We start from the raw sequence: 25,182 nt of genomic DNA on the forward strand, positions 1-25,182 counted from the left end.
CTCAAAGCCACGCCGAGGGAACAGGCCATGGCCTGCTTCGCAGCGCTGCGCGCGATGCCGTTCGGCTGCATTGCGGACAGCACGGGCACCTCCGCAAACCGCCATTGCATGGCGCCGCTCATCCTCTAGACTGCGGCTGGAGGAAGTGCGTATGCGGTCGAATGTCTGCCTCATGGCTTTATTGACGGCGTAGGGGGGAACGGCATCCATTGTGCCGGCGCAATGGACCGCCACGAACTTACGGCCAGCGCTCAATAGCGGATCGGTGGCGTTCGGGGTCGGCGCTGGCCCGCAGGTCGTCGGGTCCATGGGCATCAACGCGCACCCACCCGCGCCACCGTCTGGAATGGGTCGGTAGCGGCAGACCTGCAGCCGGGATCTGGGCACCACTCGACCGCGCTGGGCGTTGCGAACGGGCAGCAGGTCGGGCGCACGTACTTCACTTCGAGCGGCGACCCTCACGCGTCCTTGTGGCACGGTACCGCGGCCTCCTGGGTCGACCTCAACCCCGCCGCTGCCCGTGGGTCGATCGCGTATGCCACCAACGGCACAACACAGGTTGGCGCCGCGTGGTTTGATCTCAACAGCGTCAACCGGGCCGGTCTCTGGAACGGCTCCGCCGCGTCATGGGTCAACCTCAGCCCTGCCGGCTCCTCCCGCTCAGTGGCCACCGGTGTTTTCGGCTCGCAACAAGTCGGCTACGCGGCGTTCGGCGGGTTCGATCACGCCGGAATTTGGAGCGGCACGGCGGCATCCTGGGTCGATCTGAATCCGACCGGAGCCTGGAGTTCCGCGGCGATCGCCGCCACAGCCGGGCGACAGGTTGGCTGGGCGTCCATCGGCGGCGGGCCCCAGCGGGCCAGCCTGTGGTCCGGTTCAGCCGCCACCTGGGTCGACCTGCATCCCGCAGGGGCGTCCTCATCCGTCGCAACCGGGGCGTGGGGCGATGTCCAAGTCGGATATGCAACGCTGAACGGTCGGACGCAGGCGTGTGTGTGGAATGGGTCCTCCGGGTCCTGGCAGGACCTGCACGCCCTCCTGCCCGGGCTGTGGGGCGGAAGCCAGGCAACCGGCGTCTGGTCTGATGGCCTGACCCTGTATGTGAGTGGCTGGGGATCCAACACCACAACCGGACGCAACGAGCCGCTCCTTTGGACACGGCCCGTCCCATCCCCCGCGTCGTGCCTGGTCGTCGCCACCGCACTCCTCGTGACCAGCCGCCGGCGAACCGGCGATCCGGGGGTGTCGAGGACGCCACGCCGCGGCTAAGGCCGTGCGCCGCGTCCGCGGCGGGGACAAGCCCGCGCCGAAGCGTCCGACACCTACACTGGCCGCATGCCCAAGCCCACCGCGAAGTCCAAGCCCGGCAAGTCCTCCTCCAAGCCCGCCGCCAAGGGCTCTAAGAAGCCCACCCCCGCCCCGCAGGCGATCGAACCCAAGCCCACCCGCAACGGCGGCGCACCGGGCGGAACCTCCGCCCCCGCGCGTTCTCCACACCCGACATCCGACATCCCACATCCGACATCCCCCACCCGCCTCGAAAAAGACACCATGGGCGAAATGCCCGTCCCCCACGACGTCCTCTACGGCGCCTCCACCCAGCGCGCCGTCCTCAACTTCCCCATCTCCGGCCGCCCCGTCCCCGAGCCCATCATCCGCGCCTACGCCATCCTCAAGGCCGCCGCCGCGACCGTTAACCACAAGCTCGGCCGCCTCGACACCAACCGCACCAAGGCCATCGTCGAGGCCTGCCACGAAATCCAGGACGGCCTCCCCTCCCTCGGCGGCCTCCAAAAACACTTCCCCATCGACATCTTCCAGACCGGCTCCGGCACCTCCACCAACATGAACGCCAACGAGGTCATCGCCAACCTCACGGCGGTCCGCTCGCACAACCCCATCGGCAAGTCCAAGGACCCCGCCTACATCAAGCAGGGCGGCGTTCACCCCAACGACCACGTCAACATGGGGCAGAGCAGCAACGACACCTTCCCCACCGCCATCCACCTCGCCGCGGCCATCATGATCCAGGACGAGCTCCTCCCCGCCGTCGCCGCCATGGCCGCCGACCTCGAGTCCAAAGCCAAGGCCTGGGACAAGATCGTCAAGATCGGCCGCACCCACCTCCAGGACGCCACCCCCATCCGCCTGGGCCAGGAGTTCAGCGGCTACGCCAGCCAGATGCGCCACGCCGAGGAACGCCTCCACCGCGCCCTCCACACCCTCAGCGAGCTCCCCATCGGCGGCACGGCCGTGGGCACCGGCATCAACGCCCACGAGGACTTCGGCCAGATGGTCGCCGCCGAGCTCACCAAGCAGACCGGCGTCCACTTCCGCGAGGCCCAGAACCACTTCGAGGCCCAGCACGCCAAGGACGCCGTCGTCGAGGCCAGCGGCCACCTCAAGACCATCGCCGTCAGCCTCTCCAAGATCGCCAACGACATCCGCTGGCTCGGTTCCGGCCCCCGCTGCGGCATCGGCGAGCTCGTCCTCCCCGCCGTCCAGCCCGGCTCCTCCATCATGCCCGGCAAGACCAACCCCGTCATCGCCGAGGCCGCGATCATGGTCTGCTGCCAGGTCATCGGCAACGACGCCGCCATCACCACCGGCGGCCTCGGCGGCGTCGGCTCACTCCTGGACCTCAACGTCGCCATGCCCATGATGGCCGCCAACCTGCTCGACTCCATCCACCTGCTGGCGCGCGCCTGCGACGTCTTCACGCAGAACCTCCTCGCCGGCCTCAAGCCCGACGAGGAACGCTGCAAGAGCCTCATCGAAGGCTCCCTCGCCATGTGCACCTCCCTGGTCCCCGTCATCGGCTACGACGCCTCCGCCGCCCTCGCCAAGGACGCCTTCAAGCAGGGCAAGACCGTGCGCCAGCTCGCCTACGAGACGGTCGTCGGCAAGCCCGACAACGCCGGCAAGAAGGTCACCCGCGAGGACATCGACACCTACCTCAACCCTTGGTCCATGACCTTGCCGGGCGGGGAGGGGAGCGCGGGGGGGTGATGAGTCGTCACTCTCCGCTGGGGACGGTCCACGCTTAGTACCGGCGGTCAATAAATCCATTCTGGGACGAAGGCCCGCCTCGAGCGGGCTTTTTTCATTGCGCGCCCGAGCCAAAGACCGCAACTCGGCAGGCGGGTTCCAGACCACCACCGACCCCCTTGTGACGCATCTTCGACGCACGTCCATTCACGATTGCTCTTTGCATTCTGTCGTGATGCATCGAAAATGACCGTTTTTACAGGGTACGCCAGCGGCGACCTAAGCACTCTGCATATCGCCTTGCGAGTCCGCCGAGTCCATGCCGCCTCACGGCCCTCCGATCCGCTCCCCCTTGACCGCGCCTGACCTTTCGGCCGAGTTGCCTGGGTGACCGCGCCGCACCATCGCCGATCCCGTTTTCTTGGGGCTTTTTAGAGATTTGCCGTACTTTTCGCAGTTGCGCGGGCCTGCGCCCGAGCCAAACACCGCAACCCGGCAGGCGGGTTCCAGACCACCACCGACCCCCTTGCGACGCATCTTCGACGCACGTCCATTCACGATTGCTCTTTACATTCTGTCGTGAGGCTTCGATATTGACTGTTTTTACAGGGTCTTCTAGCGGCGTCCTACACACTCTGCATATTGCCTTGCGAGTACGCCGAGTCCATGCCGCCCCACGGCCCTCCGATCCGCTCCCCCTTGACCGCGCTTGACCTTTCGGCCGAGCTGCTTGCGGTAGGCCATTGCCCCAATCAAACCTACGCTTTCGAAGACACGGCATGCCTCTCGTGGGCTAATGCCACCTCGTACGCCAACGGGACTCGACAGGTTCTGCACTGCACTATACGGTACGACCTGGTACGCATGATGGACGGACTTGACGGCGGCCTTCCGGGCCTGTAAGCTGGCCTTTCACAGGTCGCGGCGTGTACGGCCAGTCAGTATAAAGGAGCGTCAAATGGCTGGGGACCAGGAAGTCGAGGCAATGGGCAAGATCGCCGAGGCGCTCGGAGCTGTAGCGGACGAGGAGGCGAGAGTCCGCATCCTCCGCTGGGCTCAGGCCAAGTACGTGAGCGAAGGGCTCCGCGAGCCCGCGGTCAGCTTGGGGGACAGAAACCCTCCCGCCGCGGCCAGCGGCGTTGGGCCCAGAGCGGCTCGCTGGCTCAACCAGACGGGCCTCGGCTCGTCGCAGCTTGATGAGGTCTTTCACTTCGATGGCAGCGGTACGAGCGTGATCGCTTCAAACGTGCCAGGGAAGAACGCCAATGAGCAGGTGATCAATTGCTACCTGCTGGAGGGCATCCGGAGTTTCTTGGCCTCTGACGAACCAACGATCTCCGACTCGGCGGCAAGAGCACTTTGCCGATCCGCTGGCTGCTACGACCCGAGCAACCACTCTAAGCGCGTCGGGAAATTCGAAAATCGAATCACGGGCGATGCCGCTCGTGGATGGGTAGTGACCGGCCCGGGTCTCGCTGCTGCCGCAGCCCTCATCAAGGAAATGACGACGCCCAGCTGACATAAGGGGACCACATGGAAGTCGCACCACAAAAGTCCGATGCAGCGTTGGCCGTCGAGCTTGCCCAAAAACTGGTAGTCATCCTTGCAGATTTCGACCCTGAAACTCGCCGCAGGGCGGTCACCGCTGCGCAGGCTCTGCTTGGCGACCAGCCGATCGCTTCGCAACGGCTGGAACGGGACGAGAAGAGGAGCAGTGGAGTCGACCTCGCGGCGTTCTTCGGTAGCGCGGAGTCACAGAAACCGGCAGACAACGCGTACATGTGTGCTGCATACCACTTTTCAATTTACGGGACCGCAGCGTTCTCGCTCGCCGAGCTCCGCGGGATCGCTGCAGAAGCGGGCGTGGTCCTCCCCGATCGACTCGACATGACCCTCAAGCAGGCGGGAAAGAGCGGCCGCAAGCTCTTCCAGTCTGCCGGCCGTGACCGCTACAAACCAACCGCGACCGCGGGCGTGCTCTTTAAGGAACGATGGAACGTCGCGCCGGGCCGCGCGTCGAAGCTGGAGGACAACGTTTGAACAGCCCCCCTCTGTCGCTTCGATCAGTGGTCGAACAATCCTTGGCGGACCTCGCTGATCTTGATCTCGGGGCCGGCCTTCTCAAGGAACTCGACGAGCTCGAAACCCGCTACGCCGCCGCGGATTACCGGCCAAGCCAACTATCGGGTGGCCGGTTCGGAGAGTACGCATTCAGGATCTGCCAGAGTTCGGTTCTCGGGTCATACACCCCAATCGGGAAATCGCTTCCGAGGATTGATGAGCTGGTTCGAGACCTTGAGAAGGCGCCGGCGACAGGTGTCGACGACGGTCTCCGGATCCACGTTCCGCGTGCCACCAAACTGATATACGACCTGAGGAACAAGCGTGATGTCGCGCACCTCGGCGTTGGTCCGAGTCCGAACCTCGCAGACTCATTGCTGGTCACCACGATTGCCCACTGGATCACCGCCGAGTTTCTGCGCATCTCCTACAAGTGCGAACTGTCGGTTGCCCAGCGAATGATTGATGCAATTGTGCAGCGAGAGGTACCACTCGTCTGGACGAGCGGTTCAACCATCCGGGTGCTCGATCCGACCCTGAGGGCCGAGCAACGCGCCTTAGTCGTCCTTCTTCACGAGCATCCCGAGCCCATGGCTGATGCGGCGTTGTTCGCAGCGGTAGAATATTCAAGTCTCAAAGATTTCCGAAAGGTGCTTCGCAAACTTCACGCTGAGGCGAGGGTTGACTTTCGAGACGGTTTTGTTCGCATCTTGCCCCCAGGTTTGACTTCGGCCATAGAGGTGACACGACACGCTCGTCGCCAAGCACGCGCGTCTGCGTAGGACCAAGTTGCATTGCGCAACAGAATGGAGAGAAACGTGCCCCAGAAGATTGAGTATGCCACGCTCGTCGAGAAACTCCCTGAGATGGCCAAGATCGTCAACGCGTTTACCGGGGAGGCCGCGCAGGCCGAAGCCCTACGCGCCCTCATGGGCGCCGCGTTCGGCGACGGAGTTCCGATCGTGACCAAGGAGCCCTTCACGAGTCCTCCGGACCTTCCGGCGAGCGTCCGAAAGCCCACAAAGCAGGGGACGTCGCGCAAGTCCGCCGACATTGATCTGCTTGACGACGCCTTTCTGTTCCCCGCAGGGCAGCCGAGCATCAAGCAGTTCGTCGAGGGGAAGGTAATCGAGACCCAGGGAGACCTACTCACTGCCGTCGTGTACTACATGGCCCGGATTGCGAAGGTGGAGGCGATCACGCTTAGCCACGTGTATACCGCGCTGAAAGCGGTCGGCAAGAAGCCTCCCGCGAGCCTTCGCGAGCGGCTGAAGGACGAGAAAACTAAGCACAACCGCCTGGACACTAGCGACCGCGACAACATCAAGATCACGCGAACTGGAATCGATTTCGTCGAGCATGATCTAGTCCCTAATGACACGGCGGCGGAATAGTGCTGACCGGGTGGATGGCACTGGCAGCTCCGTCTCCGTGCCACTGGCGGTTTTACCCGCCAGTGCCGCGGCGACCCCACCCCCACCACTCACCTACGCCGCCACCCCCATCGCCGCCCTCTCGCCCTCTTCCGGGAAGTTGAGGCTGGCGTGCTCGCCGAAGAACTCGCGGGCGAAGTCCATTCAGCTACGCAGCGCGGCCGGCTGCGGTTGGGCTGGCGGGTCTGCGAGCGGAGAATTGATCGGCATCGTTTCCGTCTCACCGGTCAGGGCCGGGGCGAACCGCGCGCCGCGGTGCCAGTACCGCAATCGCGCTGGAATCTGAGTGGTATAGATCCACAGCCGAGCGTAGAACGGTTCGCCGGCCAACTGAGCCCACAACAGCACTGTCGGCCAGTAGAAGCTCATGTACTTCCGCAGTTCCTCCCGACCCGGCTCGATAAAGCGTCGGAGGTAGTACCTATGCGAGCTATCGATGGCCCTTCGCGCCACGCCGAGGCTACGAAGGTGCTCTGCCAGTAAGAAGTGGCGGAGAGTCAGTTCCAACTCGTCTATAGCCCGATTCTGGGCCTTGGTGTACGCGACAGCTTGGGACTGTTGGTTGGTCCAATCATTGGCCTTCGCAAGCGCGGGCTCGAATGTCTGCTTGTACTCGCGCGTGTACTCCACCTTGAGCATTGTGGGGATGTGCTTGCGGTAGTTGGACTCCAGGTTGAGGAAGATCTCGGCGTGTTTCGCTTTCGTGTTCTGCCGAAATGTGTAAACAGCCCACGCGGCGCCAACGATAGCGGCGATCGGCCCCACCCATTCGATGGCCTTCGTGGGAAGGTCGAAGTCAGTTGACATTACTTGCATGGCGTTTCTGGCCACGGCGTGGCCCCCTCCATCCCGGGTCGATTCTAAACCAGCGCCGGTAGCACTAGCAAGCGGGTGGATGGCACTGGTCGAACAGCAACCCCTCGCCAATGGGCGGGTGGCACTGGCAGCCCTAACCCGGTGCCACTGCCGCGGCGACCCCAAGCCCCACCACTCACCTACGCCGCCACCCCCAGCGCCGCCCTCTCGCCCTCTTCCGGGAAGTTGAGGCTGGCGTGCTCGCCGAAGAGCTCGCGGGCGGCGTTGTCGTAGGCGCGGGCGGCGTCCTCCTCGTCGTCGAAGCCGCCTATCCCACTGCGGGCGCCTGTGTATCAGGGCTTCCCGCGGATCGGCAGGCGGGCGAGGATGACGCGCAGCGACTGGATGAGCCTGGCGAGGTAGGTGAGGTCGATGGGGAAGCGGAACTCATGGAACTGGCTCACGTTGTCGGGCGTGAGCTTGATCGTCGCGAGCAGGCCTTTGTACCCGCCCGAATGGTCGATGGTCGCCCACAGGTACGGCTCCATGGTGGGCAGCGTCGCATGGTCCGCTTGGCCGGCCTGGAGCTTGACGCACTCATCAAGCCATGCCGCGAGCTCCGGCAGGTGCACGCACGCATCCATGAGCTTGACGGTTGCCTGCTCACCCGTGCAGACCACCCGCACGCGAACCCAGTTCCCGTCCCAGTAGTCGACCGAGCTCGGATACTGATAGCCATCGACCCACATCGAGAAGCCGGCGATCTGGATGTCCGCGTCGCGGTCCCACTCCATGCGACGATGATACAGACTGTCGCAAATGCCCCGGCTCTACGCCGCCACCCCCAGCGCCCCCCTCTCGCCCTCTTCCGGGAAGTTGAGGCTGGCGTGCTCGCCGAAGAGCTCGCGGGCGGCGTTGTCGTAGGCGCGGGCGGCATCCTCCTCGTCGTCGAAGCGGCCGATGGAGCGGTAGTAGTCGCCCTTCCGGATCTGGGCCTTCCAGGCGCCGCGCTTCTCGTCCCAGCACACGCCCTTGTACTGCGAGGTGAACTTGCGGCCATTGACGGTGCCCATCTTGCGGTTGCGGTGCACCTGCTCGTCGGGGGCGATCACCTCCAGGTTGCAGCGGCGGCAGTCCAGGGGGTCGCCGTTGCGGTGGGTGACGCGCATCTCGTTGCCGGGATTGGCGACGCCCATGAGGAGGCGCTTGAGCGGGGTGTTCTGGCCGTAGGCGGAGGCGAGGGCGACGGTGCCGACAAGCCCCTCGGTCCGCTCCTCCCAGTGCCAGCTCTTCCCCTGCACCAGCGGCAGGTCCACTTCGTCGATGATGGCTTCGCGCGGCTCGTAGGTCATGTACACGAGCGGCACGCGGTAGCAGCCCGGGCGCTCGGGGTCGGGGTAGGGCTCGAAGCGGCGGCGCCACTGGTCGCGGAAGGCGATCAACTCGTCGCGCGGGTACATCTTGAGCGGGCCGGAGCCGGAGCGGGGAACCCACACGGGCTGGACGGGGAGCTCGACCTCCTGGGTCCACTTGTCGAACCAGTGGACGTTGAAGTCGAAGAGGTCGGCGGCCTGCTCGCGCGTGAGGAGCCCCTCGGGCAGCCGGTCGCGCTCCTCGTCCAGCTTCCTCAGGTGCTCGCGCAGCGGCTCGAGGTCGGCGACGGCGTACAGCACCAGCGGCGGGCCGTGCGGGACCTTCATGCGCGTGCGCGGGATGGCGATACGGCCCGAACGCTCCCAGGTGCCCCATGCGGTCAGGCCGATACCTAGACGCTTGGCGGCCTCGCGCTGCGTGACGTACCCCGCGGGGATGGAGGGCGGCGGCTCGTTCCTGAACTGCTCGCGCAGACGCTCCAGGTCTTCGACCTTGTACAGCACCCAGGGCGGCCCCGCGGTGAGCTTCTTCCTGTAGCGCGGGATCGCGACGCGGCCCTTGTTCTCCCAGATCTTCCAGGTCACGGTGGTGACGCCGAACGAACGCGCGGCCTCGGCCAGCGGCACGAACCCCTCAGGGAACGTCGGCAGCCGGCCCTCGGCGGCGGCCTTCTCGTAGTGGTAGGTGGAGCCCATAGAGGTGTTATCGGCGCGGGACGCACGCGTCTTGATGCACCCGCCATGCCCTCTGACGCCTCCAACACGCCGCGCGCCGGGGCAGGCACGCCCCATGATGCCCGCCCCACGCCACATGGTGCCGCAGTCATGCTCCTTGATGCTGGCGACACGCCCCGTGATGGCCGCGTCATGGTCCGTGATCTCGAAATCACGCCCCGTTTCTTCGAGGAATAGTGCCCGTTCAGCGGCGTTTGTTCGGGCGGGTTTTTGCGCGTTCCCGGCTGGGGCGGCGGGGCGGGGGGTTTTTAGAGGACCCTGGCGATGTCGGAGGTCGGATGTCCGATGTCGTGGTTGCGGCAGGGCGCGGGTGAAAGGAGCGCGGGGACTGGTGGGTTTGGGTGGATGGAGCGCGGGGGTAGGTGTGGATAACCGCCCGCGGGTGCGGGGCTAGCACCTCTGTGGGATGGGGCGGGGCAGGGCTGCGGGCGGGGTGTGCGGGTTGTGACAGTGGTTCGGTTGGCGAGGTCTGCGACGCCGCGCGGGATGAATTGTGGGGCTGCGCCGCGGAAGAGAGCCAAAGCGGCTCAACCGCGTGTGATGGATGGCCGACGTTGACGGTGCCTTGATCGGGGCGGCGTGCCCCGGTTGGGGCCGGGCCTGGGCCGCGTTGGACTCCAGGGCAACCCGACATGTTCGCAGTGGCGGCTTAGGCCTCAGGCCCGGAACGGAATCAGACATGACACGCAAGCAGTGGCTGGAGTTTTTCGCGCAGCGGATGGGGACCTGGGATACGGTGTTCGCTCAGATCGGCGTCACCTCGGCCGAGGTCGACGGGCTGATCACGAAGGTGGAGAAGGCCCAGACCTCGCTCGCGGAGGCGGAGAAGAAGCGGCTGGAGAGCAAGGCGGCGACGCAGAAGTTCTATACCGACGCCGACGACGCCCACGACGACGGGCAGGAGCTGATCAACAAGATCCGCAACTTCGCCGCCATCACCAACAACCCGTCGGTCTTCCAGATCGCCATGATCGACCCGCCCGCGCCGCCCACCCCGCTGGGGGCCCCCGGAAAGCCCTTCGAAGTGACGGCGGGCATCGACGAGCTGGGGTACATCACCCTCAACTGGAAGAGCACCAACTCGGCCCCCAGCACCGGCGCGTTCTTCAGCGTGTCCCGGGCCCTCAACGGCGGCAGCAACTACACCATCGTGGGCGCGGTGCCCACCCGCGAGTTCGTGGACACCACCATCCCCGCGGGCACCGGGCAGGTGAACTACATCATCCAGGGCCGCCGCGGCCAGTTCCTCAGCGACCCCACCACCTACACCGTCCGCTTCGGCGTGGGCGGCGGCGGCAACTTCGCCATCGTCACCCAGGGCGAGGTGACCAGCGGCAAGCTCGCGGCGTGAGCCGGTACTGAGTGCGCAGAGCAAAGCCCAGGGGCCGTGACCAGTCACGCTCCCTGGGCTTTCCTGCGATACTGGTGCGCCATGCACTTTGCTCCCACTGCAATCGCCATCGGCGCCGTCCTCGCAATCGCCGCCGCCATCTACGCCCGCGCTGTCGGCCTCGACCGCGAGCGCGCGTTCTACACCACCGTTCTCTGCATCGTCGGCCTCTTCTACGGCCTGTTCACCGTCGTTGCCGGCGTGGCCGCGGCCTGGGAGGACGGCTGGTGGCGCACGCTCGCGCTGGAGTCGACCGCCATCGCCGCGTTCTTCGTGCTCGCCGCGCTCGGCTTCCGCCGCAGCCAGTGGATCATCGTCGCCGGTCTCGCCGCCCACGGCGTCTACGACGTCTTCCACCACCACCTCATCGACAACCCCGGCATCCCGCACTGGTGGCCCGCGTTCTGCGCGAGCTACGACCTCACCGCCGCCGCGTGCCTGGCGGTGCTCATCCGCAGCCGTCGCTGAACTCCGGCGTCACGCCGGCGCCGTCACTTCACCACAATCACCCGCGGCGACATCAGGATCACCGGCTGCTCGCGCATCTGCATCAGCGCCTGCACCGACGGCGCGATCTGACGCCACGTGGTGTCGCCCAGCAGCTCGCGCGCCGCCGTCACCAGCGCCGGCTCACGCGCGGCCAGCGCCGCCTTCAGGTCCGCCGGGGCGCTGACGCCCTCGAATGCGTCCTCGATCACCTCGCCCAGGCTCTTGGGCGCGGGGTAGTGCATCACGCCAAAGTTGTCCATGCTCAGCTTGGTGGCCAGGTCGCTGACGCACTCGTCCAGCCCCCCCACCTCGTCCGCCATCTTGAGCTCCACCGCGCGGTCGCCGGTGAAGAGGCGGCCCTCGGCGGTCTGCGACAGGTCGATCCCCTCGCGCCCGGCCTCCACGCGGCTGGTGAACAGCGTGTAGGTCTGCTCCATCTTCTTGCGGACCAGCTCGCGCTCCTGCTCGCCCCACGGGGCCGCGCTGGCGAACATGTGGGCCCGCGGCCCGCGGGCGCGGCCCACGACCTTGACCTTGGCCCAGTCGTACAGCCCCTGCATGCTGAGCTTGCCCCCCACCACGCCGATGGACCCGACGATCGACGAGGGGTTCACATAGATCTTCTCGCCCGCGACGGCGCAGTAGTACCCGCCGCTGGCGGCCATGTGCCCGACGCTCACCCACACCGGCTTCTTGTCCGCGACGCGGCGGAGGCCCTGCCAGATCACCTCGCTGGCGGTGGCCGAGCCGCCCGGCGAGTTGATGCGGACCACCACGCCCTTGATCAGCGGCTCCTTGAGGATGTCCTCCAGGGCGTTGCGGATGGTGCGGCTGCCCACCTGCTCCTCGCCGCCGAAGAGGCCGCCGCTGGTGGAGTCTCCGTCGATGATGGCCCCGTCGATGTGCAGCACCGCGATGGTCGGGCGCTTGGGCTTGAGGTCGGGCTGCTTGGTGAAGATGGACATGATGGCGAAGGGGTTCATGGAGGACTCCATGTCCACGCCCTCGCCCTCGAACTTGATTTGCTGCCACGCGACGCCGTCGCCCTCGTGGGCCTGGTCGAGGTGGTCGGCGATCCTGGCGAGGTCCACCTGCGTGTCGATGAGGCCGACGCGGGCGGCGTCCTTGGCGTCGGCCATCCACGCCGTCTCCATCGCCTCGTCGAGCTTCTTGTCCGTCAGCTTGCGGCCCTTGAGGATGGGCTTGCGGACATTGGCGTAGAGGGAGTCCAGCAACTGGTTGATGTTCTGGTCCCACTCCTTGCTGGGGGCGTTGCGGGCGAGGGACTCGGCGGCGCCCTTGTAGTCGCCCACCTGCACGAAGTCGGCCTTGAGGCCCACCCACGCGAGCGTGTCGGCGAGGAACATCTCCTCCATGTAGAGGCCCGGGAGCGAGACCGCGCCGCCCTCCTGGATGATGACCTCGTCGGCGTAGCTGGCGAGCATGAGGTCGCTGGTGCCGTAGGACTCGGCGAAGACGTGCACCTTCTTGCCGGCCTCGCGGATGTGGTTGAGGGCGACGCCGACCTCCTGCACCTGCGTGGCGGAAAGCTCGGCGTCCTTGAGGCGGATGAGCACGCCGTCAACCGAGTCGTCCTCGGCGATGTCCTCGAGGGTGTCAACGAGCTTGCTGAGGGTCGGGGTCTCGTCGCCGCCGAAGAGCCAGTCCAGCGGGCCGGGGGCCTCGCTGGGCGAGCCCTTGAGCTGGATCATGGCGATCTTGCTGGGCTCGGCCTGGCTCGCCTGAGGTGTGGGGGTCAGCGGCGTGCGGGCGAGCGTGGCCGCGGCGGGGAGGGTCAGCCCGGCGGCGAGGGTGAGGGCGAGCGTGGCGGAACGGACGGTGCAGGTCAGCTTGAGCATGTCGGGTCCTTGCTGTCGGGGCCGCTGGCCCCGCGAGACTCCACTTTGGTACGCAGCACTTGATACACCACGAACGGAGACTTTGTTTCGGCTACTCGTACCCCAGCTTCTCCAGGTCTTCCTCGGAAAGCCCGAACTGGTGGCCGATCTCGTGCAGGAGGGTGACCCAGATCTCCTCGTAAACGTCCTCTTCGGTCTCGTCGCCTTTCCAGCCGCCGGCCTGGGCGAGGATGCCCTCGCGGAAGAGGTAAATGTCGCTGGGGAGCTGGCCGGTGTCGTCGATGCGGCGCTCGGTGAAGGCGGTGCCCGTATGCAGGCCGCAGAGGCTGGAGTCGTCCTCGAGCTCGTCGGGGGCCATGACGCCCTCTTCGCGGAGCTGCTCGATGAGCTCGCGGCTGGGCTTGTCCTCGACGATGACGGGCACCTCGTCGAGCAGCTTGCGGACGCCCTCGGGGAGGTTCTCGATGACTTCCTCGACCAGGGCGTCGAACTTCTCTTGCTCGGCGGGGGTCATGGCGTGGGGGGGTTCGGCGGGGGTCCTTGGCGGGCGGTGGGTTGCGGTTCCAGCAGGCTCTCCAAGGATAGCGGCGGCTGGGCGACGACCTTGGCTATGCGGAGGCAGTCGATCACGACCCCGACCAGGCCGAGGGTGAACAGGATCGCGGCCACCAGGAGCAGCGACTGGCCCAGCATGAGGAAGGTCTCGCCGGCCTGGATGGAGAGTCCGATCAGGGAGAGCGAGTCGCCCAGGGCGGCCAGGGCAAGGACCACGACCAGGCCGAGCAGCGTCTGGCGGTCCACCCGTCCCTCGCGGAGCAGCAGTGAGCGGGCGGCGAGGAGGCGGGCGTTGGGGCGGAGGAGCAGGATGATGGCTCCGAGGCAGACGGCCAGGGCGAGGCCCAGCAGTGTGCGGACGTCATCGGTGGTGGTCCAGGACATGGGGCCGGAGAGGCGCAGAGTGGCCGCGTGCTTGTAGAGCATGAGCCACACGATGATCAGGAGCAGGACGTAGAACGCAGCGCCCGCGGCGGCCATGCGGCGGGCGCGGGGGCGGATGCCCGGGTGCGGGTCGATGAGGGCAAGGGCGCCGATGCCGGATGCGGCGGTGGCGACCATGATGATCGCGCGGAGGGCGGGCAGGAAGCGGTTGATGTCGCCCGACGGCAGGATGATGATGAGCCACAGGGCCCAGCCGCCGAGAGCGGCGAGGAGGGCGGCGACGCCCCAGGTGATCAGCCCCGCGGCGGTCAGGCCCGGGCGGCGGATGGGCTGGAGCTCGCTGGCGCGGGGGTCAACCACGGCGAGCAGGGTGGCGCGGACGGGCGTGCCGCACTCGGGGCACTGGGCCAGGATCGAGAGGCCCTTGAGGTCGTAGCGGCAACGGATGCAGGGCAGGCTGCCGGTGAGCTCGGACACGAGTGCAGCGGGCGGGGCGGGCGGGCGCGGGCGCAGCCCCGGCGCTGTGACGCGTCTGTCAGGGAATGGAGATGAACCGCCCGCGTTGCTGGGCGGGTCTGCCTGCGGCATCGAGAGTCACCCCGTGGCCCTGCCGGGCCGGTGCGGGAGCGTACCCGAAGCGGGGCGCGGGCGTGTTCGGGGGGCGTGTCTGGGGCAGGGCCCCACTGCCCCGGCGCGTGCCCCGGGCTAGCAGTTCCTATACTCGCGGCCCGCACCCCAAGAGGCCCCGCGTCAGGCCGCCATCAGGACCGCTCACCCGCATGCTCCAGCCGCTGGCCCGACTCCGAGAGAACATCGCGCGGGTGCTGTTTGGTAACAGCGACGCGATCGACCGCGTGTGCTGCTGCCTGCTCGCCCGCGGACACCTGCTGATCGAGGACGTGCCGGGCGTGGGCAAGACGGTGCTCGCTACGGCCCTGGCGCGGAGCGTCGATTGTGCGTTCTCTCGCATCCAGCTGACGCCGGACATGCTGCCCAGCGACGTGCTGGGGGTGAGCGTGTACGACAAGGGGACCGGTGAGTTCACGTACAAGCGCGGGCCGATCTTCGCGAACATCCTGCTGGCGGACGAGATCAACCGCACGCCGCCGCGGACGCAATCGGCGCTGCTGGAGGCGATGAACGAGGCGACGGTGTCGGTCGATGGGCGGGTGCTGCCGCTGGACCAGCCGTTCATGGTCATCGCGACGCAGAACCCGTACGACTTCGAGGGCACGTACCTGCTGCCGGAGAACCAGCTGGACCGGTTCCTGATGCGGATCAGCCTGGGGTACCCCAGCCCCGAGGACGAGGCGCGGGTGCTGGAGGTGCGGCCCAGCGTGCACCCGCTGCACGACCTCAAGCCGGTGATGACGCGGGCCGAGGTGATGGAGCTGCAGTCGCAGGTCGACGCGGTAAAGGTTGATAAGGCGCTGCTGGCGTACATCGTGCAGTTCGCGAACGCAACGCGGAAGCACGCGGGGCTGCTGCACGGCCTGTCGCCGCGGGGGGCCTTGTCGCTGGCGCAGGCGGCGCGGGCGAGCGCGCTGTTCCGCGGGCGGACGTACGTGGTGCCGGAGGACATCGTGGACAACATCCTGCCGGTGTGCGCGCACCGCGTGGTGACGCGCTCGGCCGCGAGCACGGGGCCAGACACGGCGGAACGGGTGCTGCGGGATGTGCTGGAGACGGTGCCGAGCCCGGCCTAACCAAAGGGCAAATGGGCAAATGGCAAATTGGCAAATGGTGGAGGCGGTATGGCGCGGCTGGTGAGACTGGAGGCGACTGGGCCGATCAAGATTGATCCGTCGCAGTTTCCGCGCGATGAGCAGGGGAACTTGAAGGCGATCTGGATTTGCGCGTGCGGGCTGACGAGCACGCCGCCGTTCTGCGACAAGTCGCACAAGGCGTGCAAGAACGAGCAGGCGGGGATGGTCTACGAGTACGACCCGGTCACCAAGGACGTGAAGGCGAGCCGTCCGGAGTGATCGTTTGGGGGAAAGGCTGGGGGCGCGGTACTGTTGGTGGAGTCTTCGGAGCCGCGCGTGCGTGAGGGTGATCCCGAGTTCCGCCCCTGCCTTGTGCTGCCGACGTTCAACAACGCCGGCACGCTGGGGGGCGTGCTGGAGCGGGCGCTGGCGCTGGGGCTGCCGACGTACGTGGTGAATGACGGGTGCACGGATGGCACAGGCGAGGTGCTGGCGGCGTTCCGTGGGCGAGAGCGGCTGCGGGTGCTCATGCACGATGCCAATCAGGGCAAGGCCGCGGCGATGCGGACGGGGTTCAACGCGGCGATCGCAGACGGCTGCACGCACGCGGTGACGATCGATACGGACGGGCAGCTCGACCCCGAGCAGTCGCCGCTGCTGCTGGAGGCGGCGCGGCGCTCGCCGCGGGCGCTGGTGCTGGGTGTTCGGGACCAGCGGATCGAGCGGTGCCCGCGCCGCAGCCGCGTGGGGCGGTGGTGGGCGAACGCGTTCATCTACATCGAGTGCGGCGTGCGGGTGACGGACAGCCAGTGCGGGCTGCGGGTGTACCCGCTGGAGTTCGTGCGGCGGGTGCCGGTGAAGTCCGGACGGTTCGGGTACGAGACGGAGGTGATCACGCTGGCGTGCTGGTGCGGGTACGGCGTCGTGCAGGTGCCGGTGAGCTGCCGGTACTTCGAGCAGCGGGTGACGCACTTCCGGCCGTGGGTGGACACGTGGCGGGCGGTGGCGCTGCACGCGCGGCTGCTGGGGTCGGCGATCTTCGCACGCCCTGGGCGGATCGTGGATCAGGAAGCGGCGCCCGCGGGGACGCCGGTGGGCATGCGCGAGTAGGCGGGCACTTTGAGGTGCTCGTCGAGACGGGCGAGCGTGAGGCCGCGGGCGCGGATGTGCTGGATCAGCTGGGGCAGGGCGGCGATGGTTGGCGCGGGGTCGCGGTGCGCGTGCGGTGGGCAGCCGTCGTGGAGGAGGAGCACGTCGCCCGCGCGGGTGTTGCTCAGCCGTTGCAGGATGCGAACGGGCGTGGTGGGCAGGCCGTCGAAGGCGCGCCGGGTCCAGCCGATGGGCGTCTTGCCGAGTCCATTCAGCGGTGCACGCATCAGGGGTGACTTCTGGCCCCACGGCGGGCGGAAGCAGGCGGGGGTGAGGCCGACTGCGTCGTGGATGGCGTTGTCGGTGCGGCGGAGCTGGTCGAGCCAGTAGGCGGGGCCGCGGAGTGAGCCGAGGGACGCGTGGTCGAAGCTGTGGTTGCAGACCAGGTGGCCCTCGGCGTGCATGCGGCGGATGAGGTCCGGGTGACGGCGGGCGTTTTCGCCGATCACGAAGAACGCGGCGAGGACGTGGTGCTCGGCGAGGATGTCGAGGATGGCGGGCGTGCCTGTGGGGTGCGGACCGTCGTCGAAGGTGAGGGCGACGGTGTTGTTGTGCGCATCGGCGCGGGAGACCATCGGCAGGAAAGCGCGGCTGGTGGGGGCGAGGTAGGCGTGGGCGAGCACGCCAAGGCCGATGCCGGCAAGAGCGGCCAGGCCGGGCGCGGCGAGCGGTGTGAGGTCGGTGGTCAACGTGCCGAGTTTAGTGCGGCGGGAATGCTGTGGGCTCGCGACACCAAACGACAAAGGCCGCCCCGGTGGACGGCCTTCGTGAGAACGGACGCAGATGGTGGAGGCTCAGCGGCGGCGGCGACGCAGGGCCAGGCCCGCGAGGCCGAGCATGCCGAGGCCGGCGGTGCTGGGCAGCGGGATGACCGTGAGGGCCGCGAACTCTTCGAAGCCGCCCTCGGCGGTGTCGGTGTCGCCAAAGCGGGCGAAGAGGTAGAGGAAGTCGGACGGGGCCGCTCCCGCGAGAGCCGCAACGGGGATGAGGATGCGGACGTCGGCCTGGCCGCTGCCGCTGTTCATGTCGTTGATGCGGACGACGCTGTTCTCGCCGGCGTCGAGGTCGTAGCGGAGCGTGCCGAGGCTGTTGATGTCGGTGGTGGTCTGCGAGCCGGTGGCGCTGGTGAAGATCTTGAGCTGGTCAAGCGAGATCTCCGGGTTGCCGGCGCTGTTGGGCTCGTTGGTATCGAGGAGGAACTCGTAGTAGGCGGTGCCGTTCACCGTGCGGGTGGCCAGTTCACTGATCTGCAGGTTGCGGGTGAACTGCGGGCTGTTGTTCTCGTCGAAGGGCAGCGGCCTCCCGGAGGTGTTGTAGCCCTGCTCATTGCCGTCGTTGTCCTGCATGCGCAGGAACGAGCGGATGACGCCGGTGCCCGCGGGGCGGACGTCGGTCGTCTCGAACAGGGCGCCGTTGACGGTGCCCGAACTGCCGGCGGTCACGAGGTTGACCGTGGCGGCGGAAGCGCCGGCGGCACAGACCGCGGCGCTCCCAAACACAATGAGGAACGCACTCGAAGCTCGCATAGATGATCCCCTTCCAAACCTTGTAAGCGGCAACATCGCCGCCGCGGACGAAGGTGCCGGGTCGGGGGGAGGGCTGGTTCAAGTTCTTATGAAGCAAGAGGTTGCGCCGAGCCGGGATTGGATGACGAGAACAAGGGGGCAGCTGGAGCCCGGCGCGTGGTGATCCGGCTGATGGGCTTTCATAGCAGCTGCTCAGATTTTTCGATGGCCGCGCGAACCCAAGGAAAAACCCACCGGTCGCCCGGTGGGTTGAGCGTGGACGGACGAGCTGGTCGGTGATGAGTCCTAGCGGCGGCGGCGAACGGCGAGGCCGCCGAGGCCGGCCATGGCGAGGCCCGCGGCGGTGGGCAGCGGGATGATCTCGGGGGGCGTGCCGCGGACCGCGACGAACTCCTCGAAGCCGGCGTCGGAGTTGTCGGTGTCGCCGAAGCGGGCGAACATGTAGACAAAGTCGTTGATGCCGGCGCCGGCGAAGTTGGCGACGGGGATGAAGAAGCGGATGTCGCCCTGGCCGCTGCCGGAGTTCCCGTCGTTGTAGCGGACGGTGTTGGTGGCGTCGCCGGCGTCCATGTCGTAGCGGAGCGTGCCGAGCTGGGTGATGTCGGTGGGGTTGATGGAGCCGGTGGGGTTGGTGAAGAACATGAGGCGCTCGAGGGAGATGAGCTCCTGGCCGCCGCCGGCCTCGTTGATGTCGATCATGAACTCGTAGTAGGCGGTGCCGTTGATGGTGCGGGACGCGAGCGAGCTGAGCTGGAGGTCGTGGGTGAAGTTGCCGTCGGTCTTCTCGTCAAAGCGGACGGGGCGGCCGGAGGTGTTGTAGCCCTGCTCGACGTTGTTGGCCTGGATGCGGAGGAACGGGTCGATGAAGCCGGTGCCGGTGGGCCGGACGTTGGTCGTCTCGAAGAGTGCGCCGTTGATGGTGCCCGAGCTCGGCGATGAGAGCAGGTTGACGATGACGGCCTGGGCGCTGGTGGCCATTGCGAGCGCGGCGCCACACCCCAACAAGAGAGCCTTGTTCCGATCGGTCATTGCGATTCCCCTTCGTTGAATCAGCGCGGCGGAAGTGCCGCGCAGGTCGGTGAGGATGACAAGTGGGGGACAAGGACCTTTGAGAGTGCGGTGAGAGGATATTGAGACCCACATGGTGGTATTCACAGAATGATTGTGCAGGAGCCACGGGCGCACGGGGATAAGCCAGTTCACAGGGGGTGCATGACGAGGCTGGAATTTCCGAGAAAAAGTGCGCGCGGAGCCGTGGGTGTGCAGGGTGCGCGGGCTCGGCCCGGCGCATGGAGATTCGCGGTGGGTGATGTGTGCGTGGAATGTTCTTCACCGGTGGGCTCATCACGGGTGAAGGGGCACCGAACGCGGAACACCAACGGAAGGGCGTGGGGTGCAGATGGTTGCGGAACTCGCAAGGCGGGGGGCCGCACGCCGGACGAGGGATGGGTGAGGCGCGGCTCACCGCTGGAAGGGGATAGATGAGCCGGGCAGGGGCAAAAACGAAAGCGGCCCGCGTGATCGCGGGCCGCTTGGAGGCTCAGGATGACCGTGTTGCTTACTTGCGGCGGCGGCGGGTGGCGACGAGGCCGAGCCCGACGAGGCCCATGGAGGCGGCCGCGGGAGCGGGGACGAGGACGGTCGGGGGCGTGTTGACGAAGCCCTCGCTGTTGCCCTGGAGGCCGATGGCCTGGACGTGCATGCCGATGCGGAGCTCGCCGGTGTTGAGGGCCTCGATGGTGTCGGCGAAGGTCTTGTTGTTGATCAGGTTGAAGGTGACGTCGAGCCACTCGCTGGAGGCGTTGACGCCGTTGGCGGTGGTGGGCGAGTTGCTGTCGGCGCTGAAGCCCTGGGTGGTCTCAAAGGCGGGGTTCACACCGTTGCCGCCCGGGAGGTCGGCGGGTGAGGCGCCCTGCGAGAAGTTGACGCCGGCCGAGGAGGTGATGGTGGAGATGCCCATCAGCGTGCCGTCATCGAAGTAGACGTCGGTGATCGAGCCGGCCATGCCGCTCGAGACGTCGTTGAGGAACCGCACCGTCACCTGATTGTTACCGGCGTCAGAGATGACGGCGGACAACTGCGAGGCCGGGTTCTCCGGGCCGTTGTTGGTGATGCGGTTGAAGTGCACGGTCACCGGGTTGGCCATGGCGGCGGAACCGACGGCGAGCACGAGCGCGAACGCAAACTTGGAAAGCGACATCCTTCTTCCATCCTCTCTCGAAAGCCGAGACACCGAAACGCCGCCGAAACGGAGCGACGTTCCACCACCCGGATGGTACCGCCCATGAAGGCCGTCTACAAGCTATTTCAGATGGTCTATAGGGGTTTTAGCGCAAGTGCTTGCGGCAGGCCCGATAAGGGCGCGGGTCTCGTCGCAGAATCCCGTTGCAGCTTTGCTCTTCGGACGCCGCGGAGGTTATCGGCCGGCGTATTGGCGGGCGTAGTAGGCGCGGTAGTCGCCGCTCTTCACGCGCTGCCACCACTGCGGGTTCTCGACGTACCAGGCGACGGTGCGCTCGAGAGCGCCGGGCCAGGCGGAGCGGGTGGGCTGCCACCCGAGCTCACGCTTGATTTTGGAGGCGTCGATCGCGTATCGGAGGTCGTGGCCGGGTCGGTCGGCGACGGGGCGGATCATGTCGTGGCCCTTGCCCATGATCTTGAGGATGGAGTGGGTGAGCTCGAGGTTGGAGCGTTCGTTGTTGCCGCCGACGTTGTAGACCTCGCCGGTCGTGCCCTTCTCGAGGACGGTGAGGATGGCCTCGCAGTGGTCCTCGACGTGGAGCCAGTCGCGGACGTTGCGGCCATCGCCGTAGAGGGGGACCTGCTTGCCCTCAATCAGATTGGTCACGAAGAGCGGAATGACCTTCTCGGGGAACTGGTAGGGGCCGAAGTTGTTGGAGCAGCGCGTGGTGAGGACGTCCAGGTGGAAGGTGTGGTGGTAGGCGCGGACGAGGCAGTCGCCGGAGGCCTTGCTGGCGGCGTAGGGGGAGTTGGGCGAGAGGGGCGTGTCCTCGGTGAACATCACCTCGGGGGTGTCGAGGGAGAGTGAGCCGTAGACCTCGTCGGTGGAGACGTAGACGAAGCGGGGCGAAGACTTGTGGTCGGCTTGGATGCGGCGGAGGCAGTCGAGCAGCGTCTGCGTGCCCAGGACGTTGGCGGTGATGAAGGGGCGGGCGTCCATGATGGAGCGGTCGACATGGCTCTCCGCGGCCATGTGCACCACGGCGTCGCACTCGAGCATGAGGCGGGAGACGAGCTCGGCGTCGTTGATGTCGCCCTTGACGAAGCGGTAGCGGTCGTCGTCCTCGAGGTCCTTGAGGTTCTCGGGGTTTCCGGAGTAGGTGAGGGCGTCGAGATTGGTGATCTTGACGCCGGGGCGGTTCTCGAGCACGAAGCGGACGAAGTTGCTGCCGATGAAGCCGCTCCCGCCGGTGAGGAGGATGTGCTTGAAGGTGCGGGGCTGAGTCTTGCTGTTGGTCGTCATGTTTCGAGCCTCTTCATCACGTCGGCGAGGTTGGTCTTCCAGTGCGGCATCGGGCCGACGACCTCTTCGGTCTGGCTGATGTCGAGCACGCTGTAGGCGGGGCGCTTGGCGGGGCGGGGGAAGTCGGCGGTCGTGCAGGGCTCGACCTTCGCGGGGGCGTTGGAGAGCCTCACGATCTCCTGGGCGAACTCGAACCACGTGCACTCGCCGCCGTCGGTGACGTGGTAGATGCCGGTGGCTTCCTCGTCGAGGAGGGCGAGGGTGGTGCGGGCGAGGTGCTCGGCGCTGGTGGGCCGGCCGCGCTGGTCGTTGACGACCTTGAGCACGGGCTTCTCGTGCGCGGTCTTGTTGATGGTGCGCACGAAGTTGGTGCCCCAGGGGGCGTAGAGCCAGCTGGTGCGGATCTGGAGGTAGTCGCAGCCGCTCTGGTGCAGCGCGGCTTCTCCCGCGGCCTTGCTGCGGCCGTAGGCGTTGATGGGGCTGCGCTTCTCGGTGGTGCGGTAGGGCTTGTCGGCGTCGCCGCGGAAGACGTAGTCGGTGCCGTAGTTGACGAGGATCGCGCCCATCTCGGCGCAGGTGTGGGCGAGGGCGCCCAGGCCCTCGCCGTTGACCATGGTGGCCTCGGCCTCGTGCTCCTCGGCCTTATCGACGTTGGTCCAGGCGGCGCAGTTGATGACGATGCGGGTTCGCGGGGGGATGGCGAGAGCGAGGTCCTCGGGCTTGCTGAGGTCGAGCTGCTCGCGGTTGAGGGGCGTGAAGGGGCGGCCGCGCCGGGCGAACTCGTTGAAGAACGCACGCCCGAGCATGCCGCGGGAGCCGATGAGGACGAGGGGGGCGTTGCTCATGGCAGGCTGCACTTAGCCGTGGCGGACGCCCCAGGGGAAGCCGGCGATGGAGTCGTAGGGGCGGCGCTGCTCGTCGGGGTTCTTGGGGTTGTAGGCGTGGGTGACGTAGTAGAGCAGGCCGGCGGGCTCGTGGCCGACGGTGGCGGCGCCGTGCCAGAGGGGCGGGGGGATGATGACGACGCCGGGCTTCTTCTCCCCCACCACTGTGCACCAGGAGGTGTTGTCGTCGTCGCGGTGAACGCCGACTTTCAAGTGGCCGTTGAGGCAGATCCAGAAGTCGGTCTGGAGCGTGTGGTGGTGCCAGGCCTTGATCACATTCGGGTACATGACCGAGTAGTTGATCTGACCCTGAGGACCGAGCACGCCCTGAAGCTGGTTCATGAGCGACCAGCCGCGGTCGTCGGCGTAGAGCGTCGCGGGGACGAACACGGGCTCACGGCTCGCCTTGGCGTGCTCGAAGGCGGGGACGGGCCCGTCGGTGAAGGTCTTGATCGGCTGGGTCTGCATGGGTGTGGTCGAGAGCAGTTCGCGGCGGACTTAGCTTGCGGTGCCCACGGCGGCGAAGAGCGGAGCGGTGGCGGAGCGGTCGACGTGGTTGGCCCCGTCCTTGGCGACGGCGCTGTTGGCGCGATAGAGGCTCTCGAAGGTGCCGGCGTCGGTCCACCAGCCCTGGAGGATGTTGTACGTGAGGTCGCCGCGCTGGAGGTACGCGTTGTTGACGTCGGTGATCTCGAGCTCGCCGCGGCGAGACGGCACGAGCGTTTTGATCTTGTCGAAGACGGTGGCATCGTACATATAAATGCCGGTCACGGCATAGTTCGATTTCGGACGCGCCGGTTTCTCTTCGATTCCCATGATCCGGTCCCCGGAAACGTCGGCGACGCCGAAACGCTCGGCATCGGGAACTTCCTTCAGCAGGATGTGCGCGCCCGCCGGCTCCTTCCGGAACTTGTCCGCCGCGTCGCGCACGCTCCCTTCGATGATGTTGTCTCCCAACACGACACAGATCTTGTGGCCGTCGGCGAAATGCTCGGCGAGCGCCAGGGCGTCGGCGATGCCGCCTTCGCCTTCCTGGTACGTGTAGTGGATGTGCTTCAGCCCGAACTGCTTCCCGTTCGCCAGCAGGCGCAGGAAGTCCCCCGAGTTACGCCCGCCGGTGACGATCATGATGTCCTCGATCCCCGCGTCTACGAGCGTCTGGATCGGGTAGTAGATCATCGGCCGGTCGTAAATCGGCAGCAGGTGCTTGTTGGTGATTTTGGTAAGGGGAAACAGACGGCTGCCCGTCCCTCCCGCCAGCACGACGCCTTTCATAAGGTCCCATGATAACAGGGGGTTGCGCCGCTCCGCGCGGCGCGGGCACTGCCGCAGCCGTGTAGAATAGCCCGCATGGATCTCTACGATTGGAACAGCATGCCCGCCGAGCAGCTCAATCCGCAGATCGTTCGGCGCGCGGTGCACACCGAAAACCTGACCATCGCCCGGCTCCTGCTGGCCAAGGACGCGGTTGTTCCCGAGCACAGCCACGTCAACGAGCAGGTCGCGACCGTGGAGCGCGGCGCTCTCCGCTTCCAGATCGGCGGGCGCGAGCTCGTGCTCGGCGCCGGCCAGTCGGTGGCGATCCCGTCGAACGTGCCGCATAGCGTGGTCGCCCTCGAGGACACCGTCGTCGTCGACATCTTCTCGCCCCGGCGGGAGGATTGGATCCGCGGCGACGATGCCTATCTGCGAAAGTAAGCACAACGGCCGGCGCTCCCGGCGCCTGCTCGGTTTCTAACCGCACCAGAACTCCGTTTCGACCCTAACGATCACAATTTAAGCCGTCTCAATCGGCACGGACCCTCTATTTTCAGGCTGATACCCTCGATGGCAGAGGTTAGTTTTCTTTGGAGGATCCATGCGTAAGACATTTCTATTCCTGACGTGTGTGGTCTTACTGGCTGGCGCGGCTCTGCTGAGCGCTCAGTTGGTAGGTGGCACACTGTCGGGAAAGGTTACGAGCGCGGCGGAGCGGGTATCCCGAACGCAGCCGTAACGGTGACGAATACATCCACGAATACTTCACAGCGCGTGCTGACCGGGCCCGACGGAGCTTTCTCCGTCTCTAACTTAGGCCCCGGCGTCTATCGCGTCGAAGTCGAAACCCAGGGGTACAAACGCACCACGCAGCAGAACGTCGAGCTCACCACCACGGGCCCGACCGCCCTCACCATTCGCCTGGAGGCCGGCAGTGCCAATGAGACCGTCGAAATCCGGGGGCGCGCTCCCAGCGTGCAGGCCGACGGCGGCCAGATCGAGATGCGCATCGATGCCCGCAATGTCGTCGAGCTTCCCATCATCGACCGCAACTATCAGGAACTCATCGGCTTGCAGTCCGGCGTGACCCCGCCGCAACCCGCCGTGGACCTGG

Annotated in this window: 27 protein-coding genes; 13 read left to right on the forward strand and 14 right to left on the reverse strand. The window is 66.7% G+C overall.

The window, feature by feature from the left end:
- Window positions 1-468 precede the first annotated feature (468 nt).
- From VD997_08280 to VD997_08305, 6 genes are all read left to right on the forward strand, one after another.
- A complete protein-coding gene (locus VD997_08280) occupies window positions 469-1,269 on the forward strand; it encodes a hypothetical protein (GenBank protein HYE61981.1) in 801 nt (266 codons plus the stop codon).
- 66 nt (window positions 1,270-1,335) lie between these two features.
- A complete protein-coding gene (locus VD997_08285) occupies window positions 1,336-3,009 on the forward strand; it encodes a class II fumarate hydratase (GenBank protein ID HYE61982.1) in 1,674 nt (557 codons plus the stop codon).
- Between the two features lie 937 nt (window positions 3,010-3,946).
- Window positions 3,947-4,507, forward strand: coding sequence for a hypothetical protein (locus VD997_08290; protein HYE61983.1), 561 nt, complete (start codon window positions 3,947-3,949; stop codon window positions 4,505-4,507).
- Between the two features lie 14 nt (window positions 4,508-4,521).
- A complete protein-coding gene (locus VD997_08295; protein ID HYE61984.1) occupies window positions 4,522-5,028 on the forward strand; it encodes a hypothetical protein in 507 nt (168 codons plus the stop codon).
- A 26-nt stretch (window positions 5,029-5,054) separates the two neighbouring features.
- On the forward strand, window positions 5,055-5,831 hold the full coding sequence (locus VD997_08300; GenBank protein HYE61985.1) for a hypothetical protein: 777 nt from the start codon (window positions 5,055-5,057) through the stop codon (window positions 5,829-5,831).
- 36 nt (window positions 5,832-5,867) lie between these two features.
- A complete protein-coding gene (locus VD997_08305) occupies window positions 5,868-6,443 on the forward strand; it encodes a hypothetical protein (protein ID HYE61986.1) in 576 nt (191 codons plus the stop codon).
- 183 nt (window positions 6,444-6,626) lie between these two features.
- Here the strand turns inward: VD997_08305 and VD997_08310 are convergent, their stop codons facing one another.
- The 3 genes from VD997_08310 to VD997_08320 form a co-directional block, all read right to left on the reverse strand.
- On the reverse strand, window positions 6,627-7,289 hold the full coding sequence (locus VD997_08310; GenBank protein ID HYE61987.1) for a hypothetical protein: 663 nt from the start codon (window positions 7,287-7,289) through the stop codon (window positions 6,627-6,629).
- Between the two features lie 341 nt (window positions 7,290-7,630).
- Window positions 7,631-8,071, reverse strand: a complete 441-nt coding sequence (locus tag VD997_08315; GenBank protein HYE61988.1) for a hypothetical protein — start codon at window positions 8,069-8,071, stop codon at window positions 7,631-7,633.
- 36 nt (window positions 8,072-8,107) lie between these two features.
- Complete coding sequence (locus VD997_08320) at window positions 8,108-9,463, reverse strand: AP2 domain-containing protein (protein ID HYE61989.1); 1,356 nt, start codon at window positions 9,461-9,463, stop codon at window positions 8,108-8,110.
- Window positions 9,464-10,064: 601 nt separating this feature from the next.
- Between VD997_08320 and VD997_08325 the strand changes: the two genes are divergently transcribed.
- On the forward strand, window positions 10,065-10,736 hold the full coding sequence (locus VD997_08325) for a hypothetical protein (GenBank protein HYE61990.1): 672 nt from the start codon (window positions 10,065-10,067) through the stop codon (window positions 10,734-10,736).
- Window positions 10,737-10,817: 81 nt separating this feature from the next.
- Window positions 10,818-11,243 carry a hypothetical protein gene (locus VD997_08330; protein ID HYE61991.1) on the forward strand — a complete coding sequence of 142 codons (426 nt, stop codon included), beginning with the start codon at window positions 10,818-10,820 and terminating at the stop codon, window positions 11,241-11,243.
- A 23-nt stretch (window positions 11,244-11,266) separates the two neighbouring features.
- Here VD997_08330 and VD997_08335 read toward each other — a convergent pair whose 3' ends face one another.
- The 3 genes from VD997_08335 to VD997_08345 form a co-directional block, all read right to left on the reverse strand.
- Complete coding sequence (locus tag VD997_08335; protein ID HYE61992.1) at window positions 11,267-13,123, reverse strand: S49 family peptidase; 1,857 nt, start codon at window positions 13,121-13,123, stop codon at window positions 11,267-11,269.
- A gap of 91 nt (window positions 13,124-13,214) precedes the next feature.
- Complete coding sequence (locus VD997_08340) at window positions 13,215-13,637, reverse strand: metallopeptidase family protein (protein HYE61993.1); 423 nt, start codon at window positions 13,635-13,637, stop codon at window positions 13,215-13,217.
- On the reverse strand, window positions 13,634-14,539 hold the full coding sequence (locus VD997_08345) for a hypothetical protein (protein HYE61994.1): 906 nt from the start codon (window positions 14,537-14,539) through the stop codon (window positions 13,634-13,636). The genes VD997_08340 and VD997_08345 overlap by 4 nt, the downstream gene beginning before the upstream one ends.
- A 302-nt stretch (window positions 14,540-14,841) precedes the next feature.
- On the opposite strand from VD997_08345, the gene VD997_08350 reads away from it, so the two are divergent.
- Genes VD997_08350 through VD997_08360 form a run of 3 tightly spaced genes read left to right on the forward strand, consistent with a single transcriptional unit; the run spans window position 14,842 to window position 16,878 of the window.
- Window positions 14,842-15,768, forward strand: a complete 927-nt coding sequence (locus VD997_08350) for a MoxR family ATPase (GenBank protein HYE61995.1) — start codon at window positions 14,842-14,844, stop codon at window positions 15,766-15,768.
- Between the two features lie 48 nt (window positions 15,769-15,816).
- A complete protein-coding gene (locus VD997_08355) occupies window positions 15,817-16,047 on the forward strand; it encodes a CDGSH iron-sulfur domain-containing protein (GenBank protein ID HYE61996.1) in 231 nt (76 codons plus the stop codon).
- 57 nt (window positions 16,048-16,104) lie between these two features.
- The gene (locus VD997_08360; GenBank protein HYE61997.1) at window positions 16,105-16,878 is read left to right on the forward strand and encodes a glycosyltransferase family 2 protein; all 774 of its coding nucleotides are present in this window, start codon (window positions 16,105-16,107) and stop codon (window positions 16,876-16,878) included.
- Here VD997_08360 and VD997_08365 read toward each other — a convergent pair.
- The 8 genes from VD997_08365 to VD997_08400 form a co-directional block, all read right to left on the reverse strand.
- Complete coding sequence (locus tag VD997_08365; GenBank protein HYE61998.1) at window positions 16,833-17,606, reverse strand: polysaccharide deacetylase family protein; 774 nt, start codon at window positions 17,604-17,606, stop codon at window positions 16,833-16,835. The genes VD997_08360 and VD997_08365 overlap by 46 nt on opposite strands.
- Before the next feature lie 105 nt (window positions 17,607-17,711).
- Window positions 17,712-18,443: a hypothetical protein gene (locus VD997_08370; protein HYE61999.1), complete on the reverse strand. Its 732-nt coding sequence runs from the start codon at window positions 18,441-18,443 to the stop codon at window positions 17,712-17,714.
- A 285-nt stretch (window positions 18,444-18,728) separates the two neighbouring features.
- Window positions 18,729-19,472, reverse strand: a complete 744-nt coding sequence (locus VD997_08375) for a VPLPA-CTERM sorting domain-containing protein (protein ID HYE62000.1) — start codon at window positions 19,470-19,472, stop codon at window positions 18,729-18,731.
- 529 nt (window positions 19,473-20,001) lie between these two features.
- Entirely contained in the window at window positions 20,002-20,643 is a 642-nt protein-coding gene (locus tag VD997_08380) for a hypothetical protein (GenBank protein ID HYE62001.1), read from the reverse strand.
- 216 nt (window positions 20,644-20,859) lie between these two features.
- Window positions 20,860-21,927, reverse strand: a complete 1,068-nt coding sequence (rfbB, locus tag VD997_08385) for a dTDP-glucose 4,6-dehydratase (protein ID HYE62002.1) — start codon at window positions 21,925-21,927, stop codon at window positions 20,860-20,862.
- Window positions 21,924-22,772, reverse strand: a complete 849-nt coding sequence (gene rfbD / locus VD997_08390) for a dTDP-4-dehydrorhamnose reductase (GenBank protein ID HYE62003.1) — start codon at window positions 22,770-22,772, stop codon at window positions 21,924-21,926. The genes rfbB and rfbD overlap by 4 nt, the downstream gene beginning before the upstream one ends.
- 12 nt (window positions 22,773-22,784) lie before the next feature.
- The gene (locus VD997_08395; GenBank protein HYE62004.1) at window positions 22,785-23,279 is read right to left on the reverse strand and encodes a hypothetical protein; all 495 of its coding nucleotides are present in this window, start codon (window positions 23,277-23,279) and stop codon (window positions 22,785-22,787) included.
- A gap of 30 nt (window positions 23,280-23,309) precedes the next feature.
- Entirely contained in the window at window positions 23,310-24,086 is a 777-nt protein-coding gene (locus VD997_08400; GenBank protein HYE62005.1) for a sugar phosphate nucleotidyltransferase, read from the reverse strand.
- A gap of 75 nt (window positions 24,087-24,161) precedes the next feature.
- Between VD997_08400 and VD997_08405 the strand changes: the two genes are divergently transcribed.
- Both VD997_08405 and VD997_08410 read left to right on the forward strand, forming a co-directional pair.
- Window positions 24,162-24,509 carry a cupin domain-containing protein gene (locus VD997_08405; protein HYE62006.1) on the forward strand — a complete coding sequence of 116 codons (348 nt, stop codon included), beginning with the start codon at window positions 24,162-24,164 and terminating at the stop codon, window positions 24,507-24,509.
- Between the two features lie 300 nt (window positions 24,510-24,809).
- The coding region (locus VD997_08410) for a carboxypeptidase-like regulatory domain-containing protein (GenBank protein HYE62007.1) at window positions 24,810-25,182 on the forward strand (373 nt) is incomplete at its 3' end.

This window comes from Phycisphaerales bacterium (genome assembly GCA_035627955.1).
Lineage (GTDB): Bacteria > Planctomycetota > Phycisphaerae > Phycisphaerales > UBA1924 > JAEYTB01.

Coding starts and splice junctions, on each gene's coding strand:
- VD997_08375 (HYE62000.1), bottom strand. CDS start 19,472: ATGACCGATCGGAACAAGGCTCTCTTGTTGGGGTGTGGCGCCGCGCTC.
- VD997_08400 (HYE62005.1), bottom strand. CDS start 24,086: ATGAAAGGCGTCGTGCTGGCGGGAGGGACGGGCAGCCGTCTGTTTCCC.
- VD997_08295 (HYE61984.1), top strand. CDS start 4,522: ATGGAAGTCGCACCACAAAAGTCCGATGCAGCGTTGGCCGTCGAGCTT.
- VD997_08320 (HYE61989.1), bottom strand. CDS start 9,463: ATGTGGCGTGGGGCGGGCATCATGGGGCGTGCCTGCCCCGGCGCGCGG.
- VD997_08290 (HYE61983.1), top strand. CDS start 3,947: ATGGCTGGGGACCAGGAAGTCGAGGCAATGGGCAAGATCGCCGAGGCG.
- VD997_08335 (HYE61992.1), bottom strand. CDS start 13,123: ATGCTCAAGCTGACCTGCACCGTCCGTTCCGCCACGCTCGCCCTCACC.
- VD997_08395 (HYE62004.1), bottom strand. CDS start 23,279: ATGCAGACCCAGCCGATCAAGACCTTCACCGACGGGCCCGTCCCCGCC.
- rfbD (HYE62003.1), bottom strand. CDS start 22,772: ATGAGCAACGCCCCCCTCGTCCTCATCGGCTCCCGCGGCATGCTCGGG.
- VD997_08350 (HYE61995.1), top strand. CDS start 14,842: ATGCTCCAGCCGCTGGCCCGACTCCGAGAGAACATCGCGCGGGTGCTG.
- VD997_08405 (HYE62006.1), top strand. CDS start 24,162: ATGGATCTCTACGATTGGAACAGCATGCCCGCCGAGCAGCTCAATCCG.
- rfbB (HYE62002.1), bottom strand. CDS start 21,927: ATGACGACCAACAGCAAGACTCAGCCCCGCACCTTCAAGCACATCCTC.
- VD997_08315 (HYE61988.1), bottom strand. CDS start 8,071: ATGGAGTGGGACCGCGACGCGGACATCCAGATCGCCGGCTTCTCGATG.
- VD997_08355 (HYE61996.1), top strand. CDS start 15,817: ATGGCGCGGCTGGTGAGACTGGAGGCGACTGGGCCGATCAAGATTGAT.
- VD997_08325 (HYE61990.1), top strand. CDS start 10,065: ATGACACGCAAGCAGTGGCTGGAGTTTTTCGCGCAGCGGATGGGGACC.
- VD997_08340 (HYE61993.1), bottom strand. CDS start 13,637: ATGACCCCCGCCGAGCAAGAGAAGTTCGACGCCCTGGTCGAGGAAGTC.
- VD997_08330 (HYE61991.1), top strand. CDS start 10,818: ATGCACTTTGCTCCCACTGCAATCGCCATCGGCGCCGTCCTCGCAATC.
- VD997_08370 (HYE61999.1), bottom strand. CDS start 18,443: ATGCGAGCTTCGAGTGCGTTCCTCATTGTGTTTGGGAGCGCCGCGGTC.
- VD997_08310 (HYE61987.1), bottom strand. CDS start 7,289: ATGTCAACTGACTTCGACCTTCCCACGAAGGCCATCGAATGGGTGGGG.
- VD997_08380 (HYE62001.1), bottom strand. CDS start 20,643: ATGTCGCTTTCCAAGTTTGCGTTCGCGCTCGTGCTCGCCGTCGGTTCC.
- VD997_08285 (HYE61982.1), top strand. CDS start 1,336: ATGCCCAAGCCCACCGCGAAGTCCAAGCCCGGCAAGTCCTCCTCCAAG.